The organism is Streptomyces flavusporus, from assembly GCF_046267975.1.
GTDB lineage: Bacteria > Actinomycetota > Actinomycetes > Streptomycetales > Streptomycetaceae > Streptomyces > Streptomyces flavusporus.
Window position 1 is genome coordinate 7805558 of sequence record NZ_CP176503.1, and the last position, 15891, is coordinate 7821448.

Annotated in this window: 11 protein-coding genes; 10 read left to right on the plus strand and 1 reads right to left on the minus strand. The window is 73.1% G+C overall.

The window, feature by feature from the left end:
* The 10 genes from ACKTSN_RS36790 to ACKTSN_RS36835 are packed head-to-tail and all read left to right on the plus strand — an operon-like array spanning window position 1 to window position 14437.
* Window positions 1-366, plus strand: a complete 366-nt coding sequence (locus ACKTSN_RS36790; protein ID WP_409473052.1) for a hypothetical protein — start codon at window positions 1-3, stop codon at window positions 364-366.
* A complete protein-coding gene (locus tag ACKTSN_RS36795) occupies window positions 359-1498 on the plus strand; it encodes a hypothetical protein (protein ID WP_409473053.1) in 1140 nt (379 codons plus the stop codon). Before ACKTSN_RS36790 ends, ACKTSN_RS36795 begins: the two co-directional genes overlap by 8 nt.
* A 30-nt stretch (window positions 1499-1528) precedes the next feature.
* Window positions 1529-2065 (plus strand): phage baseplate assembly protein V, encoded by a 537-nt coding sequence (locus ACKTSN_RS36800; protein ID WP_409473054.1) that lies wholly within the window; start codon window positions 1529-1531, stop codon window positions 2063-2065.
* Between the two features lie 20 nt (window positions 2066-2085).
* On the plus strand, window positions 2086-2421 hold the full coding sequence (locus tag ACKTSN_RS36805) for a hypothetical protein (protein ID WP_409473055.1): 336 nt from the start codon (window positions 2086-2088) through the stop codon (window positions 2419-2421).
* Complete coding sequence (locus ACKTSN_RS36810; RefSeq protein ID WP_385513029.1) at window positions 2418-2795, plus strand: GPW/gp25 family protein; 378 nt, start codon at window positions 2418-2420, stop codon at window positions 2793-2795. The genes ACKTSN_RS36805 and ACKTSN_RS36810 overlap by 4 nt, the downstream gene beginning before the upstream one ends.
* Window positions 2792-5926, plus strand: coding sequence for a putative baseplate assembly protein (locus ACKTSN_RS36815; RefSeq protein ID WP_409473056.1), 3135 nt, complete (start codon window positions 2792-2794; stop codon window positions 5924-5926). The genes ACKTSN_RS36810 and ACKTSN_RS36815 overlap by 4 nt, the downstream gene beginning before the upstream one ends.
* A complete protein-coding gene (locus tag ACKTSN_RS36820) occupies window positions 5923-9684 on the plus strand; it encodes a putative baseplate assembly protein (protein WP_409473057.1) in 3762 nt (1253 codons plus the stop codon). Before ACKTSN_RS36815 ends, ACKTSN_RS36820 begins: the two co-directional genes overlap by 4 nt.
* On the plus strand, window positions 9684-11948 hold the full coding sequence (locus ACKTSN_RS36825) for a hypothetical protein (protein ID WP_409473058.1): 2265 nt from the start codon (window positions 9684-9686) through the stop codon (window positions 11946-11948). Before ACKTSN_RS36820 ends, ACKTSN_RS36825 begins: the two co-directional genes overlap by 1 nt.
* 54 nt (window positions 11949-12002) lie before the next feature.
* The gene (locus ACKTSN_RS36830) at window positions 12003-13553 is read left to right on the plus strand and encodes a DUF6519 domain-containing protein (RefSeq protein WP_409473059.1); all 1551 of its coding nucleotides are present in this window, start codon (window positions 12003-12005) and stop codon (window positions 13551-13553) included.
* Entirely contained in the window at window positions 13553-14437 is an 885-nt protein-coding gene (locus ACKTSN_RS36835) for a peptidoglycan-binding protein (protein ID WP_409473060.1), read from the plus strand. Before ACKTSN_RS36830 ends, ACKTSN_RS36835 begins: the two co-directional genes overlap by 1 nt.
* Before the next feature lie 13 nt (window positions 14438-14450).
* On the opposite strand, the gene ACKTSN_RS36840 is transcribed toward ACKTSN_RS36835, so the two are convergent.
* Entirely contained in the window at window positions 14451-15830 is a 1380-nt protein-coding gene (locus ACKTSN_RS36840) for a M1 family metallopeptidase (RefSeq protein ID WP_409473061.1), read from the minus strand.
* Window positions 15831-15891: the final 61 nt, after the last annotated feature.

Consider the following 15891-nt stretch of genomic DNA (forward strand, 5'->3'; position numbering starts at 1 on the left):
ATGGCCGACATCGAGCCGTACGAGAGCGCACTGGACGCGATACCGGGCGCCCACCCGTACCCGCGCACCAGCCGCTACCACGATGCCGAGATCGGGATCCATCGCGGGCCCGACGGGACCGAAGTCCGGTACACCAAGCGGCGGTTGCTGCCACCGCTGGACGGCGGCGACACGCAGGAGCGCACCGTCGCAGCGGGCGACCGCCCTGATCTGCTCGGGCAGCGGTACTACGGCGACCCCGCCCAGTGGTGGCAGATCGCCGACGCCAACCCCGTACTCGATCCACGCGAGTTGACCGACGAGGCGGGCCGGACCATCGACGTGCCGCTCGCGGGCGGCTTCCCCCGGGGGGACCGGCGTGTTTGACCTGCCCGTGGGGCAGGGCCCCGTGCACATCACGCTCCTCATGGGGCCGAAGCTCGCCCGGCCCGTCCCCGCCGAGGTCACCGAGGCCCTGCTGTCCGCCCAGATCACCGCCACCGCCGGTGAGCGCAGCGGCTTCCAGCTGGCCTTCGACCTCACCAAGAACGGCATCATCAGCCGGCGGCTGCTGCCCGAGGGCTTCTTCGACCCGAAGACCCGCCTCATCGTCACCGTCACCGTCAAAGGCACTCCCGGCGTGCTCTTCGACGGCCTGGTCGTACGGCACGAGGTCGGCGCCAGCAACCAGCCCGGCCACTCCACCCTCACCGTCACCGGCGAGGACCTCACCCTGCTCATGGACCTGGAGGAGCGGACCGCCCGCTACCCCAATCTGCGGCCCTCCGAGCGGGTGCTGGCCATCCTGCGCAGCTACTCCGACTACGGCATCCGCCCGGACGTCTACACGGAGAAGGTGGCCCAGCCCCCGCACCAGGACCTCCGCGTCCACTACCAGACCGGCACCGACCTCCAGTACGTCACCGAGCTCGCCCGCGCCAACGGCTACACCTTCTACCTGGAGCCAGGGCCCAACCCCGGTCAGTCCTCGGCCCGTTGGGGGCCGGAGGTCCGCCTCGGCATCCGCCAGCACGCCCTCAACGTCAACATGGACGCCAACTCCACCGTCGACCAGCTGACCTTCGCCTACGACGGCACCGCCCGCGAGGAGCCGCAGGCCCGCTGGCAGGACCCGGACACCCGGCTGTCCACCCTCCTCCCGCAGCCGCCGATCAGCCCGCTGCGCCCGCCCCTCGGCAAGCGGCCCACCCCGGCCCTCAAGCGCCGCACCCTGTCCGGCACCGCCAAGCAGCAACGCGGCCAGGCCGAGGCGGAGTTGCTCGCCCGCGCCGCGACCTCCGCCGACGTCGTCTCCGGTTCCGGCTCCCTCGACGTCAACCGGCACGGCTACATCCTCCAGCCGCGCCAGCTCGTCGGCGTACGCGGCGCGGGACGGGCGTACGACGGCGACTACTACGTCAAGTCCGTGACGCACAACCTGCGCCCGGGCTCGTTCCAGCAGAACTTCACCCTCTCCCGCGAGGGCCTCGAAGCCCGCAGCGCCTACGTCCGGCCGTAACCACCAAGACACCAGCAGGAGCAGTCCCCCATGGCGTCACCCAGCAATCGCTACCTCGGCAAGTACCGCGGCCGGGTCGTCGACAACGACGACCCGCTGCGCATCGGCCGGATCACCGTCGAGGTCCCGGACGTCCTCGGCGGCGAGCCGTCGACGTGGGCGCTGCCCTGTCTGCCGTTCACCGGGCCCGAGTCGGGACAGTTCGTCGTACCGCCGCCCGGCACCGGCGTGTGGGTGGAGTTCGAACAGGGCGACCCGAGCTTCCCGGTGTGGACCGGGTGCTGGTGGGGTGCCGCCGAGGAACTGCCGCCCGACGCGCGCCGCGAGCTCCGGGCGAACGCGGCGAACAAGCCGGTCGTCGTCCAGACGCCCCTGGCGCACAAGCTCGTCATGAGCGACACGCCCGGCACCGACGAGGGGATCCTGCTCCAGGCCAAGGGCGGCGCCTACATCCGTATCACCGAGGAAGCCGTGGTCATCGCGACCGGCGCGGGCGCCGAGATCGTTCTGCGCGGCCGTGAAGTGACCATCAACGAGGGCCAGCTGACCGTGCTCTCGAAGCGATAGAAGACGGGGGAGTAAACACGTTGTCCGCGAGTCTGCTCGACGCCGGTGCCGTGATCGGCTGCCCGCACGGCGGTCGCGTCACCGCCGCCACCACACCGACCGGGGCCGTGTTCAGCGACGGTGTCCCCGTCGCCACAGCCGCCCACAGCTATGTGGTCACCGGCTGCCCGCACACCGTCGACGGTGTGCCCATGCCCTGCGTCTCGGTCCGCTGGACCGCCGACAGCACCGGCGTCACGGTCGACGGCGCGCCCGTGCTGCTCGACACCTCCGCGGCCCAGTGCTTCACCGCGGCCCTGATGCCGCAGGGACCGCCCGTCGTCCAGGCCGCGCAGCGAAAGGTCACCGTCCGATGAGCGCCACGAAAACCACCGACATCGCCTTCCCCTTCCGCGCCGACCGCCGTGGCCGCACCGCCCACGCCCGGCACGGCGACCACGTCCACGACCTGATCGAGCAACTCCTGTTCACCAGCCCCGGCGAGCGCGTCATGCGCCCCGACTTCGGCTGCGGACTCCTCGACCTGGTCTTCGCCCCGAACAGCCCCGAGCTGATCAACACCCTCGAACTGTCCGTCCAGGCCGCCCTGCAGCGCTGGCTCGGCGACCTCATCGAGGTGGAGGCCCTCGACGTGGTCAGTGAGGACACCGTCGTCCGTGTGTACCTGTCGTACGTCGTCCGCGCCACCGGCACCCGCCGCGACGACGTCTTCGCAGGGAGGGCCGCATGACCACCGGCGCCACCGCATCCCGCCGGAACAAGGTGAGAGCGGCCCAGCTCAACGGAGTCGACGCCGTCGAGGTCAGCGACGACGGACTGCTCCTGACGGTCACCTTCCTCGGCAAGGCCCCGCACGGCCTCACCCCGGAGAACGTCCGCATCGACGGCGGCCGCCGCATCACCGGCATCACCGCGATCGACGTCAGCATCGAACGCGAGGACGACCCCGAGCTCGACGACCGGCTCTACGTCACCCTCGACCGGGCCGGCGACACCTCCCGCTACCGCCTCTCCCTGGTGGAGACCGACCCGTACGGCCGCCCCGGCACCGAGCCCTTCCGCGGCTTCGACCAGCGCTACCACAGCGCGTCCTTCTCCTTCCGGCCCGACTGCCCGACTCCCTTCGACTGCAAGGACGACCACTCCGAAGAACCGGCCTTCCCGGCCGCGCCCGTCATCGACTACACGGCGCGCGACTACGACACCATCCGCAAGCTGCTCCTCGACCGCCTCGCGCTCACCACCCCCGACTGGGCCGAACGCAACCCCGCCGACCTCGGCATGACCCTGGTCGAGCTGCTGGCGTACACCGGCGACCAGATCAGCTACCAGCAGGACGCGGTGGCCACCGAGGCCTACCTCGACACCGCCCGCCGCCGGGTCTCCGTACGCCGCCATATGCGGCTCATCGACTACGCGATGCACGACGGCTGCACCGCCCGGGCCTACGTCACCGTCGAAACCGCCGGTGACCACACGCTCGCTCCCGGCACCTACCGTTTCGCCTCCGTCGACGTCCGCGCCCTCGACCCGCACGACCGCCCCGAACCCGGCACGGTCATCGGGGACGGCGACCTGGCCGACCTCGACGAGCGCGGTTCGGTTGAGGTCTTCGAACCGGTGGTCACCGCCGACCAGTTGGAGCTGCGCGTCGCGCACAACGCGATCCGGCTGTGGACGTGGGGCGGCGAGGTGTGCGCCCTGCCGAAGGGCGCCACCTCGGCCACCCTGCGCGACGAGTGGGTGGACCCGGAGACCTGCCGCGAACGCCGGCTCGACCTGAAGCCCGGCGACCTGCTCGTCCTGGAGGAGGTGAAGGGCCCGCGCACCGGCACCCCCGGCGACGCGGACCCGAGCCACCGGCAGGCCGTCCGTCTGACCTCCGTGCTCCCGGCCGTCGACCGCATCGAGGACCAGCCCGTCCTGGAGGTCACCTGGGCGGCCGAGGACGCCCTGAGCTTCCCGTTCCGCCTCAGCACCCGCGGCGGCCGCGACTGCCTCCCGGTCGACGACGTGACCCTCGCCCGCGGCAACGTCGTCCTCGTCGACCACGGCCGCTCCCTGCCCGTCCCGGAGACAGCCACTGTGCCGCCCGAGCCCGCCGTCGTCGCCCCCTGCGACCCTCCCCCCGCCTCCGGCCGGGGGTACCCCCATCTCGCTTCGCTCGCCTTCGGCTGCGCCGACCGGACGGAGGGCAACGCGCCCGCGCGGCTCATCAACTTCCTCACGAACAGAGCGGAGTCGGGTGACGCCCTCACCCCCGACGACGTACGCGAACTCCACGACGTGGTCGGACTCGCCGCCACCACCCGCGCCGGACTCGGCCTGGAACGCGCCGGACAGCGCCACGAGCGTGTCGTGCCGGGCACGGCCTACGCCCAGGCCGCCGCCCTGCGGACACTGCTCGCGCAGTCCCTCTACCCCGGCATCCGGCCCCGCTTCCGCCCGGTCCTCGGCCGCGCCCCCGTCGCCCAGGCCGTGCCGTTCCCCGACGCCCGGACCGTGGCCGCGGGCCAGGCCGAGCGGATCGCCGCCATCCCGGGGCGGGTCCGACAGCGACTCGTCGAGCTGTGGCGCAGCGCCCGCGACCGCGACGGGCTCGGCGACGAGGAGATCTCCGAACTCGCCGTCATCTACGGCCTGAAGATCCTGGAGCGCCTCGAACTGCGCCTCCATCCCGTCCGGGCGCTGCGCGAACTCCTGCACCGCAGCGACCAGTTGCTCGACGCCAAGCTCCGCCGCACCGAGGTCCTCGCCGCACGCGCCCGCGCGGGCACGGTTCTCGACGGGCACATCGCGTGGGAGATCGCGCACAGCTGGGGACCGGCGTACGCGGCCGGACTGCACCCCGACGAGCCGGTGCTGCGGGGCTCCGCGATCGGCGCCCTCACCCAGGACCCGCGCCGGGCCCTGCCCGCCGTACGCATCCAGGACGGGGAGGAGATCTGGCAGCCCCGCCGCGACCTGCTCGACAGCGCCCCCCGCGACCGTCACTTCGTCGGCGAACTCGAGGACGACGGCCGGCTGGCCCTCCGGTTCGGCGACGGCCGGCACGGCGCCCGCCCCACCCCGGGTGCCCGCCTGCGGATCCACTACCGTCTCGGCGGCGGCAGCGCGGGCAACGTCGGCGCGGAGGCCATCAACCACATCGTCGTCGCGGACGACTGCGAGGAACCGCCCGCCGCCGTGGTCCGCAACCCGCTGCCCGCCACCGGCGGCACCGAACCCGAACCCGTCGAACAGGTACGCCAGCTGGCCCCGCTCGACCTGCGCCGCACCCGCCTGCGCGCGGTGACCGCCGAGGACTACGCGGCCCTCGCCTCCGCCCTGCCCGGAGTGCAGCGCGCGGCCGCCGAGCTGCGCTGGACCGGCAGCGTCCAGGAGGCGCACATCGCCGTCGACGCCTGCGGCGACGGCACCCCGTCGGACGAGCTGCTCGCTGCCGTGGCCCAGTCCCTGGAGACGTACCGGCGCATCGGCCACGACCTCGTCGTCGGCCCCGCCCGGCTGGTGCCGCTCGACATCGCGCTCACCGTGTGCGCCGCGCCCGGACACCAGCACGGGCAGATCCTGGCCGAGCTGTACCGGGTGCTCGGCGCCGGCCCCCGCGGCTTCTTCCACCCGGACGCGCTGACATTCGGCGAACCGGTCCGGCTGAGCCGGCTGGTCGCCGTCGCCGCGGCCGTCCCGGGCGTCGAGAGCGTGCACGTCACCCGGCTGCGCCGGCTGTTCGAGCAGGACCGAGGAGAGAGGGAGGACGGCGTGCTGCGGCTCGGCCCGCTGGAGATCGCCACCTGCGACAACGACCCCGACCGGCCGGAGAACGGCCGGCTGGCGATTTCCCTGGGAGGCGCCCGATGACGGCTGACGCATGCACCTGCGGCGGCGCCTGCCGCGGCGGCCACGCCGAGCGCCTGGCCCCGGCCCCCCTGCACAATCCTCCCGGCCGCACCGCCCTCGACTACCGCGTCGGCGAGTACGGCTCCTTCCTCACCGCCCTGCTCGACCGGCTCGCCTCGCCCGCGTACCCGGCCCTCGGCGGCCTCACCGTCCGCACCCCGGACGACCCGGCGATCGGCCTGCTCGACGCCACCGCCGTCCTCGGCGACCTGCTCACCTTCCACTCCGAGCGCATCGCCGACGAGGCCTACATCCGCACCGCCGACGAGCACCGCTCCCTGGTGCTGCTCGGTCGGCTCGTCGGCCACCGGCCCCGCCCCGGGGCGGCCGCGGCCACCCATCTCGCGTACACCCTCGAACGCGACCCGCGTGCCGAGACCCTGCCGGTCCTGATCCCGCGCGGGGCACGCAGCCACAGCGTGCCCGCCTCCGCCGACGAGGAGTCCCTGACCTTCGAGACCAGCCACGACCTGACGGCCCGCTGGGACTTCAACGAGCTGAAGGTCAGGCGCCGGCGCCCCTCCCTGGTCACCCCCGAGGACCTTCAGCGCCGCTCGGAGCTGTTCGTCGAGGGCACGGCCAACTCCCTGCAGACCGGGGACCAGCTCCTCTTCGTCTTCGGTGAACAGGCGGGCGGAGAGCGGACGTTGCTGCCCGTGGCCACGGCCCGCGTCGACCGGGAGGACGGGATCACGGCGATCTCCCTGCCCAGGTCGGCCCCGCCGACGCTGAAGGAGCTCATCGACGAGGTACGCCGCTGGAGCGCGGAGCCCGCCACCCCCGGCGAGCCCGGCGACGAGCCGCCCACATCCGAGGTGCCCAATCCGCGGCCGGTCAGCCGCCTCATCGAGGACTTCGAGGACCAGGTACTCGCCCCGTTGAGGGCCGACTTGGATGACCTCACGACCCCGGAGCGGCTCGCGGCCCGCCTCGCGGAGCCCGTCGCACGACTCGGTGAGGCGCAGGTGCTGGCGGAGCCGTACGAGGACGTGGCGGCGTGGTTCGAGCAGTTGGAGGCGGTGCTCGCGGAACTCGCGGAGCGGGCAATGGAGTTGGCACCGGCCCAACCCGACGAGCCCTCCGAGGCCAAGGCACAGGCCACCCCCGGCCCTCAGGAAGCCGCCCTCCGCGCCCTGTCCGCCGTCCTCCCCGCCCTGCGCACCTCCACTCCCACCCCCGGGCCGGCCACCCGCGCCCGCCCCCACCACCCCGGCACCGACACCGCCCGCCTCCTCACCGTCCTCAACCCGAACCTCGGCACCCTCTACCCGGCCTGGCGCACCGCCGCCGCCCCCGGCACTCCGCAGCTCCTGCGCGAGCTGCTGGCGATGCGCACCGCCGCCGCCCCCTTCGGCGCCACCGCCCCGCTGAAGCCGGTGCAGGACAACCGCGGCCGCGTCATCCGCACCGCGGACTGGCCGCTCACCGGCGCGGCGCTGGTCACCCTGCGCGTCGTGTACGACACCGGCGGCAAGGTCCCGGTCCGGGCGGAGTTCCAGTACGTCGAGGGCAGCAGCTCCGACCAGCGTGCCGAGAACCTGCCCGTCCCGCAGTTCATCACCTTCCCGCTGGGCACCGGCCAGGTCGACCTGTCCGTGCGCTCCGGCCAGGACCGCGACCTGAGCTGGCTGAACCGACGCCCCACCGACTCCCAGGACCCCGGCGTCACCGCCCGTCTGCACTCCGGTCTGCCCGAGCGCACCCTGTTCGTGTCCCGGCCCGACGCGGACGGTCTGGTCCACGTCGGCGTGCACAACGGCACCTCCGAGCAGATCGCCCTGCGGCCGGGCGGCGCGGAGCAGTTCACGCACGGCGAGTACGAGGTGAGCATCCGGTACACGGTGGGCAGCGCCGAGCCCAACGTCGAGGTGGTCATCGCAAGCAAACCGCAGCCCGTCAACCGCCGTGTGCTCCAGCTCGACACCGTCCACCACGGCATCACCGTCGGCAGCTGGGTGGCGATCCGGCGCCCCGCCAAGGGAGCCCAGGGCGGCATACCCGGCGACGCGAAGCTCGCCTTCGTCACCACCCAGGTCGTCGCAGCCCGCACCGCCGCGTACACCAACTACGGCATCACCGGCCGCGGCACCGAACTCACCCTCGCCGACCCCTGGCTGGACGAGTTCGACGTCCTCCTCTCGCACATCCGCGACACCACCGTGCACGCGGCGGGCGAACCGCTGCGCCTGGCCGACGAACCGCTCGGCGAGGACGTGCACGGCAACGAGATCGAACTCGCCGAGCTGTACGACGGACTGCACCCCGGCCGCACCCTCGTCGTCGCCGGCGAGCGCAGCGACATCCCCGGGGCGGCCGGCGTCACCGCCGCCGAGGTCGTGACCATCGCCGCCGCCGACCCGGCCGTCGACCCGCAGCTCCCCGGCGACCACGTCCACACCCGGCTGACCCTGACCGCCGACCTCGCCCACCGCTACCGCCGCGACACCGTCCGGATCCTCGGCAACGTCGTCGAGGCCACCCACGGCGAGAGCCGCGAGGAGGCCATCGGCAGCGGCGACTCCGACCGCGTCAACCAGACCTTCGCCCTCTGGCAGACCCCGCTCACCTGGCTCGCCGACGACAACCCTCTCGGCGCCACACCGGTCCTGGAGATCCGCATCGACGGCGTGCTCTGGCACGAGGTCGACAGCCTCGCCGGACGCGGCCCGCGCGAGCGCGTCTACATCACCGGCAGCACCGCCGACGGCCGTACGACGGTGACCTTCGGCGACGGGATCAACGGCGCCCGGCTGCCCACCGGCCACGAGAACGTCCGCGCCCGCTACCGCTTCGGCACCGGCCGCGCGGCCAACGTCGCCGCCGATCGCATCACCCAGCCCCTCACCCGACCGCTGGGCGTCACCGCGGTCACCAACCCGCGCCCGGCGACCGGCGGTTCGGACGGGGACGGACCGGGCCTGACCCGCCGTACCATCCCCCTTGCCGTCTCCGCCCTTGACCGGCTCGTCTCGGTCGGCGACTACGAGGACTTCGCCCGCTCCCGCGCCGGCATCGGCCGGGCCGCCGCACGCGAACTCTTCGACGGCCGGCGGCGCGTCCTGCACGTCACGGTCGCCGGCACGGACGATGTGCCGATCGCCGACGACTCGGACACGCTCCGCGCCCTGCGGAGCGCCCTCACCGAGTACGGCGACCCGAACCTCCCCGTCCGCGTGGACGTCCGCGAACTGGTGTTGCTGCTCCTCGCCGCCCGCGTCAAGGTCGCCCCCGACCACGCCTGGCAGACGGTCGCACCGCGCCTGCGCCAGGCCCTGCTGCGCCGGCTCGGCTTCGAGGGCCGGGAGCTGGGACAGCCGGCGCGGCTGTCGGAGGTCCTCGCCGCCGCCCACTCCGTGCCCGGAGTCGACTACGTGGACGTCGACGTCTTCACCGGCGTCCCCGCGTCCGCCACCCCCGAACAGCTCACCGAGCTGTTCGCCCACCCCGGCACACCCAAACCCCACGTGTCGGCCCACCCGGCGACCTACGACGAGCGGATCCACACCGTGAGCGCCGCCGGCGGCGAGACCCTCTCCGCGATCTGCGCCCGGCACGGCATCCCGCTCGCCGAACTCCTGCGCCTCAACCCCGACATCACCGACACCCGGCGCCTGCCCAGGGGCCGGTCGGTGTACGTCTTCCGCGGCATCCGCCCGGCCCAGCTCGCCCTGCTGTCGCCGCGCGCCGCGGACACCCTGATACTGACGGAGGTCAAGTGATGTCCCCGGACGTCGAGTTCGAGAGCACGGGAGCGGCGGCATCCAGGGATCCCGACGCGCTCGCCGCGCTGCTGCCCCGCTGGCACCTGCTGCGCGACGCCGAGGAGGGCGGACCTCTGCGCGCCCTGCTCGCCGTCATGGCCGAGCAGCTGGACCGCGTCCGCGACGGCGTCGAGCAGAGCTACGAGGACCTGTTCGTGGAGACCGCGGCGCCCTGGGTGCTGCCGTACCTGGGCGACCTCGTCGGCTACCGCACCCTGCCCGGCTACGAACGCGTGCTCACCACCGGCCTGCACGACGGGGGCCGCCCCGCGCTCGCCGAGGCCGTCGCCCCGCGCCGCGACGTGGCGGCGACCGTCGCGAGCCGCCGCCGCAAGGGCACGCTGCACCTGCTGGAGGAGCTGTCCGAGCAGGTCGCCGACTGGCCCGCGCGGGCGGTGGAGCTGTCCCGGCTCGTGGCCCACCACCAGCCCGTGAAGCTCGGCGCGGGTCACCGCATCGAGCGCGGCCGTCTCGCCGACGTCCGCGACGGTGCCGCGCTCGACCTTCCGGGACCGTTCTCCCTGACGGCCCGTACGGCGGACGTACGACGGGCGAACTCCGCTCACCGACAGGGTGGCTGGACCCCGGCAGGAGTCGCCCTCTTCGTCTGGCGGCTCAAGGCGCACTCGCTCACGTCCGCCCCGGCCTACTGCGTCGACCGAGCCCGCAACCTCTACACCTTCTCGATCCTCGGCAACGACACCCCGCTGGTCACCAAGCCCTTCCCGGAGCCGTCGCCCACCCTCCCCCACTCTCGGCTTCGCTCGAGCGGGGGGACCCCCACCGCCACCGTCGACAACGTCCCGGCGTTCATCCGCCGCCGACAGCTCCACGACCGGCTGCTGGACCACTACGGCCCCGGCAAGAGCTTCGTCATCCGGCGCGACGGCGAGGACAAGCCTGTGCCGCCCTCGGACATCGTCGTCGCCGACCTGTCCGACTGGCGCTACCGGCCGAGGCGAGGCCAGGTGGCCGTCGACCCGGAGCTGGGCCGTATCGCCTTCGGCTCCCGTTCCGCGCCCCGCCAGGGCGTCTGGGTGGACTACCACTACGCGTCCGGCGCCGACCTGGGCGGCGGCGAGTACACCCGGGACGACCGCGTGCCCCGCCCCGACGCGACCTTCTACCGGGTCGGGCCCGGGCAGCCGTACCGGCAGATCATGGACGCCTACCGGGCCTGGCAGCACGACCGCCGGGCGGATCGCACCGGCCCCGAGGGCATCATCGAGATCACACACAGCGGCGCCTACCAGGAGCAGCTGGACTTCGACCTCGACCCCGGCGACCGGCTGGAGCTGCGCGCCGCCGAGGGCACCCGCCCGGTCATCCGCCTGCTCGACTGGTACAGCAACCGCCCCGACGCCCTCAACATCCGCGCGGTGTCCGACGACTGCGCCCCGCACGAACGCCCCCGCGTCACCCTCGACGGGCTCCTCGTCTCCGGCCGCGGCATCAACGTCACCGGCCCCATGGGCGCCGTCGTGGTCCGGCACAGCACCCTGGTCCCCGGCTGGTCCCTGGAACCCGAGTGCGACCCGCACTCGCCCGAGGAGCCCAGCATCGTCCTGGAGCGCACCACCGCCTGCCTCCAGGTCGAGCACAGCATCCTCGGCACCATCGAGGTCATCGGCGACGAGGTCACCGAGGAGCCCCTCGACATCCATCTGCGCGACAGCATCCTCGACGCCACCGCCGACGACCGCGAGGCCCTGTCCGCACCGGACTGCCGGCACGCCCACGCGGTGCTCCATCTGCACCGCACGACCGTCATCGGCGAGATCCACACGCACGCCGTCCGCATCGCCGAGAACTCGCTCTTCACCGGACGCCTGCACGTGGCCCGCCGCGGCATCGGCTGTCTGCGCTTCTCGTACGTCCCCAGCGGGTCGCGTACGCCGCGCAGGTACCGCTGCCAGCCGGATCTGACCGGTCAGGTGCGGCCGTTGTTCGTCTCCCAGCGCTACGGGACGCCCTGGTACGGGCAGTTGGCCGACCTCCCCCACTCTCGGCTTCTCCCCCACTCTCGGCTTCGCTCGAGCGGGGGGACCCCCATGAGCGGGGGGACCCCCATCGCCGAGGAGATCCGGCGCGGCGCCGACGACGGCGCCGAGATGGGCGCCTTCCACGACCTGTACCGGCCGCAGCGCGAGGACGGCCTGCGCGCTCGCCTCGCGGAGTACACGCCCGCCGGCACGGACGTCGGGATCTTCTTCGTGACGTGAGCCGCACCGCCACCGACTTGACACGCACATTCCTGAACCAGGGGGACCCCCTTCATGCACGCTGACCTCTCCCGCCTCACGTTCCGCCCGGAACGGCACTACTCCGCGGTCGTCGCCCAGCAGGGCCGCGTCCAGCTGGACGCCGACACCAACGAGCAGACCGCGATCCAGCTCCACCAGGCCCGCACCCTCGCCGCCGACCTGATCGGACCGCACGGCGGACCGCGCGACGCCGCCGGATTCCGTATCGAGTACGTGGGCGGCAAGCACGACCTGGACACCCTGCACATCCACGGCGGCCGCTACTACGTCGACGGCATCCTGTGCGACGCGAGCCGCCCGGCTCCCGGCACACCGGTGCCCGACGAGGACTCCCAGGGGCAGGAGAGCGAGCAGCCGCCCGCGCACTGGACGTACTGGGACCAGCCCGACGGCTTCCGGGACCCGGAGAAGCCCGGCGACCGGCTGCCCTCGCCCGCACAGTCCCCGTTCGTGGTCTACCTGCACGTCTGGGAGCGCTCGGTGACCGCGGCCGAGGACCCGGCGCTGCGCGAGGTGGCGCTCGGCGCGGCGATGCCCGACACCGCCGCCCGCGTCAAGGTCGTCTGGCAGGTCCTGCCGCTGTCCCTGGCCGCCCTCGAGATCGAGGAGGCCGACCCGTCCAAGGAGGTCGTCCGCGCCGCCTTCGCCCGCTGGGCGCAGCGCCGGTCCTCCCCCTCGGCCCACCTCGCCGCCCGCAGCGAACGCCCCGACCACGCCGACGAGGACCCCTGCCTGGTCAAACCCGACGCCCGCTACCGCGGCCCCGAGAACCAGCTGTACCGCGTCGAGGTACACGCCGGCGGCGAGGCGAAGGACGCCACCTTCAAGTGGTCCCGGGAGAACGGCTCCGTGGTCTTCCCGGTGGACGAACTCGACGGTACCTGGGTGCAGTTGGCGTCCCTCGGCCACGACGAGAAGCTGGACCTCGACGTCGGCGACCACGTCGAGTTCACGGACACCGCCCACGCCTCCCGCCTGGAACCCCTGCCTCTGCTCCGTGTCGAGGAACTCGACCTCCCCGGCCGCCGCGTCCGCCTCTCCGCCGAACCGGCACCGGGCGTCGGCCGCCTGCCCCACCTCCACCCCTTCCTGCGCCGCTGGGACCACCACGAGGGCCCGAGGCGCAAGGGCCGTACGACCGCCCTGCGCGGCGGAGCCGTTCCGGTCACCGAGGGGGAGTGGCTGCCCCTGGAGGACGGCGTCGAGGTCTACTTCGCCAAGGGCGGCAGCTACCGCACCGGCGACCACTGGATCATCCCCGCCCGCACCGCCACCGGCAGCGTCGAGTGGCCCGCCGACCCGGCCCGCCGCCCCCTGCTCCAGGCCCCGGCCGGTATCGCCCGCCACCACGCCCCGCTGGCCCTGATCAAGGGCGAGGGCAGCGCGGTCGACCTGCGCCTCGCCTTCGGCCCGCTGGCCAGCAGCATGCCGGCGGCGGACGAGGCGACGCTCGCGGCGGAGGACCAGGCCCGCCGCGAGGAACTGGCGGCCGAGTCCGACCCCTCCGGCGGACGGTCGCAGACCACAGCACAGGCGGAGGCCGCCGTGGAAGGAGACGAGTGATGGCAAAGCCACTGAGCGCGTCCAAGATGGTGGAGATCCTGCGCGCGGAGGGCCTGACGGTCCATGAGGTCCGCAACTGGCGCAACCACAACCGCAACAGCAAGGGCCCCTGGGGCCCGGTCAACGGCGTGATGATCCACCACACCGTCACCTCCGGCACCGCCGCGTCCGTCGACATCTGCTACGACGGCTACTCCAGCCTCCCCGGCCCTCTCTGCCACGGCGTCATCGACAAGAAGGGCCACATCCACCTCGTCGGCAACGGCCGCGCCAACCACGCCGGGCTCGGCGACAGCGACGTCCTGCGCGCGGTGATCAACGAGACGAAACTGCCGCCCGACAACGAGGCCGACACCGACGGCAACCGGCACTTCTACGGCTTCGAGTGCATCAACCTCGGCAATGGCAAGGACCCCTGGCCGGAGGCTCAGAAGGAGGCCATCGAGAAGGTGGCCGCCGCGATCTGCCGCCACCACGGCTGGTCCGAACGTTCCGTCATCGGCCACAAGGAGTGGCAGCCGGGCAAGGTGGACCCGCGCGGCTTCACGATGGACAGCATGCGCAGGCGCATCGCCCAGCGGCTCGGCGGCAAGCCCCAGGCGCCCGACCCGAAGCCGCAACCGCAGCCCAAGCCGACGTACGAGCCCTTCCCCGGCAGCGGCTTCTTCCACGTCGGCCAGAACTCCCCGATCATCACCGCCATGGGCCGCCGTCTCGTCGCCGAGGGCTGCAGCCGCTACGAGGAGGGCCCGGGCCCCGAGTGGACGGAGGCCGACCGCCGCTCCTACCAGGCCTGGCAACAGAAACTCGGCTTCACGGGTAAGGACGCGGACGGCATCCCGGGGAAGGTGAGCTGGGACAAGCTGAAGGTGCCCAACTCGTAGGAACCTGGACGAGCTACGCGGGGCCGGTGCCGGTCGGTGGATGGGCCGGCCGCACCGGAATCCGTATCTCCTGCTCAGGCAGCGCAGGCAGTGCCGTCTCCTGCAGCCACGCCCTGAACAGGTCGTCCAGTGGTTCGGCGGCGAACCGCGCCGCGTGCGCGGTGAACGTCGCCGTCGTCACGGCACCGCCCCGATGCAGCCCCGCCCAGCCCCGCAGCATGCGGAAGAACGCCTCGTCGCCCAGCGCGCAGCGCACCGCGTGCACGGTGAGCCCGCCCCGCTGGTACAGCCGGTCGTCGAACATCAGCTTGCGCCCCGGATCGGCCAGCTTCAGATCCTGCGGCTTCCCGGCGAGCAACCGGTGCGCGGCCGCGGCGTGCTGCTGCGCCGTCCGCCCGCCCGACCGCTCCGACCACAGCCACTCGGCGTACTTCGCGAACCCCTCGTTCAGCCAGATGTGCCGCCAGTCCGCGATGGACACACTGTTCCCGAACCACTGATGCGCCAGCTCGTGCGCCACCAGCCGCTCCCAACCCCGCGCCCCGTCCACGTGGTTGGCGCCGAACAGCGACAACCCCTGCGCCTCGACGGGGACGTCGAGCTCCTCCTCGGTCACGACGACCGCGTACTCGTCGAAGGGATACGGCCCGAACAGCTCCTGGAACAGCTCCATCATCGCCGGCTGGCGCGCGAAGTCCCGCGAGAACTCCGGCAGCAGATGCGCCGGAATGTGCCCGTGCTGCGGCACACCGCCCGGCCCCGGATCGCCCAGCAGCACCGTCTGGTACTTCCCGACGGACAGCCCCACCAGATAGCTGGACGTCGGCGCCGACTGCTCGTACACCCAGGTGGTCGTCGAGGCCTTCGTCGTCCGGGTGAGCAGCCGCCCGCCCGCCACCACCGCGTACGCGGACGGCGTGGTGACCGAGATCTGGTACGACGCCTTGTCGGCCGGCCGGTCGTTGCACGGGTACCAGGACGGCGCCCCGACCGGCTGGCTCGCCACGAGCGCCCCGTCCGCCAGCTCTTCCCAGCCGAGCCCGCCCCAGGGGCTGTTCACCGGCTTGGGGTTGCCCGACCAGTGCACCTCCACGGTGAACGCGGCCCCGGCCCGCAGCGGCTTGGCGGGCCGGACCCGCAGCCGGCCACCCCGGTGGGTGTAGTGCGCCTGCCGCCCGTCCACCCGAACCCGGCCGATCCTGAAGTCGGCCAGGTTGAGCTGGAACTCGGCGAGCGCCGCCCGCCCCGCTATCGCGTTGATCCGTGCCGTGCCGGCCAGCCGGTTGGGTCCCGGGCGGTAGTCCAGCGCGAGTTCATAGCGGTGCACCCGGTAACGGGGATCACCGTTGCCGGGGAAGTACGGGTCCGCTCCCACGGACTGCTGAACTGCCACTGCTGCGTCTGCTCCCTGCGCTGTGCTCGTACGACGTCCCTCGCCCCCCGTCGCCGTAAGA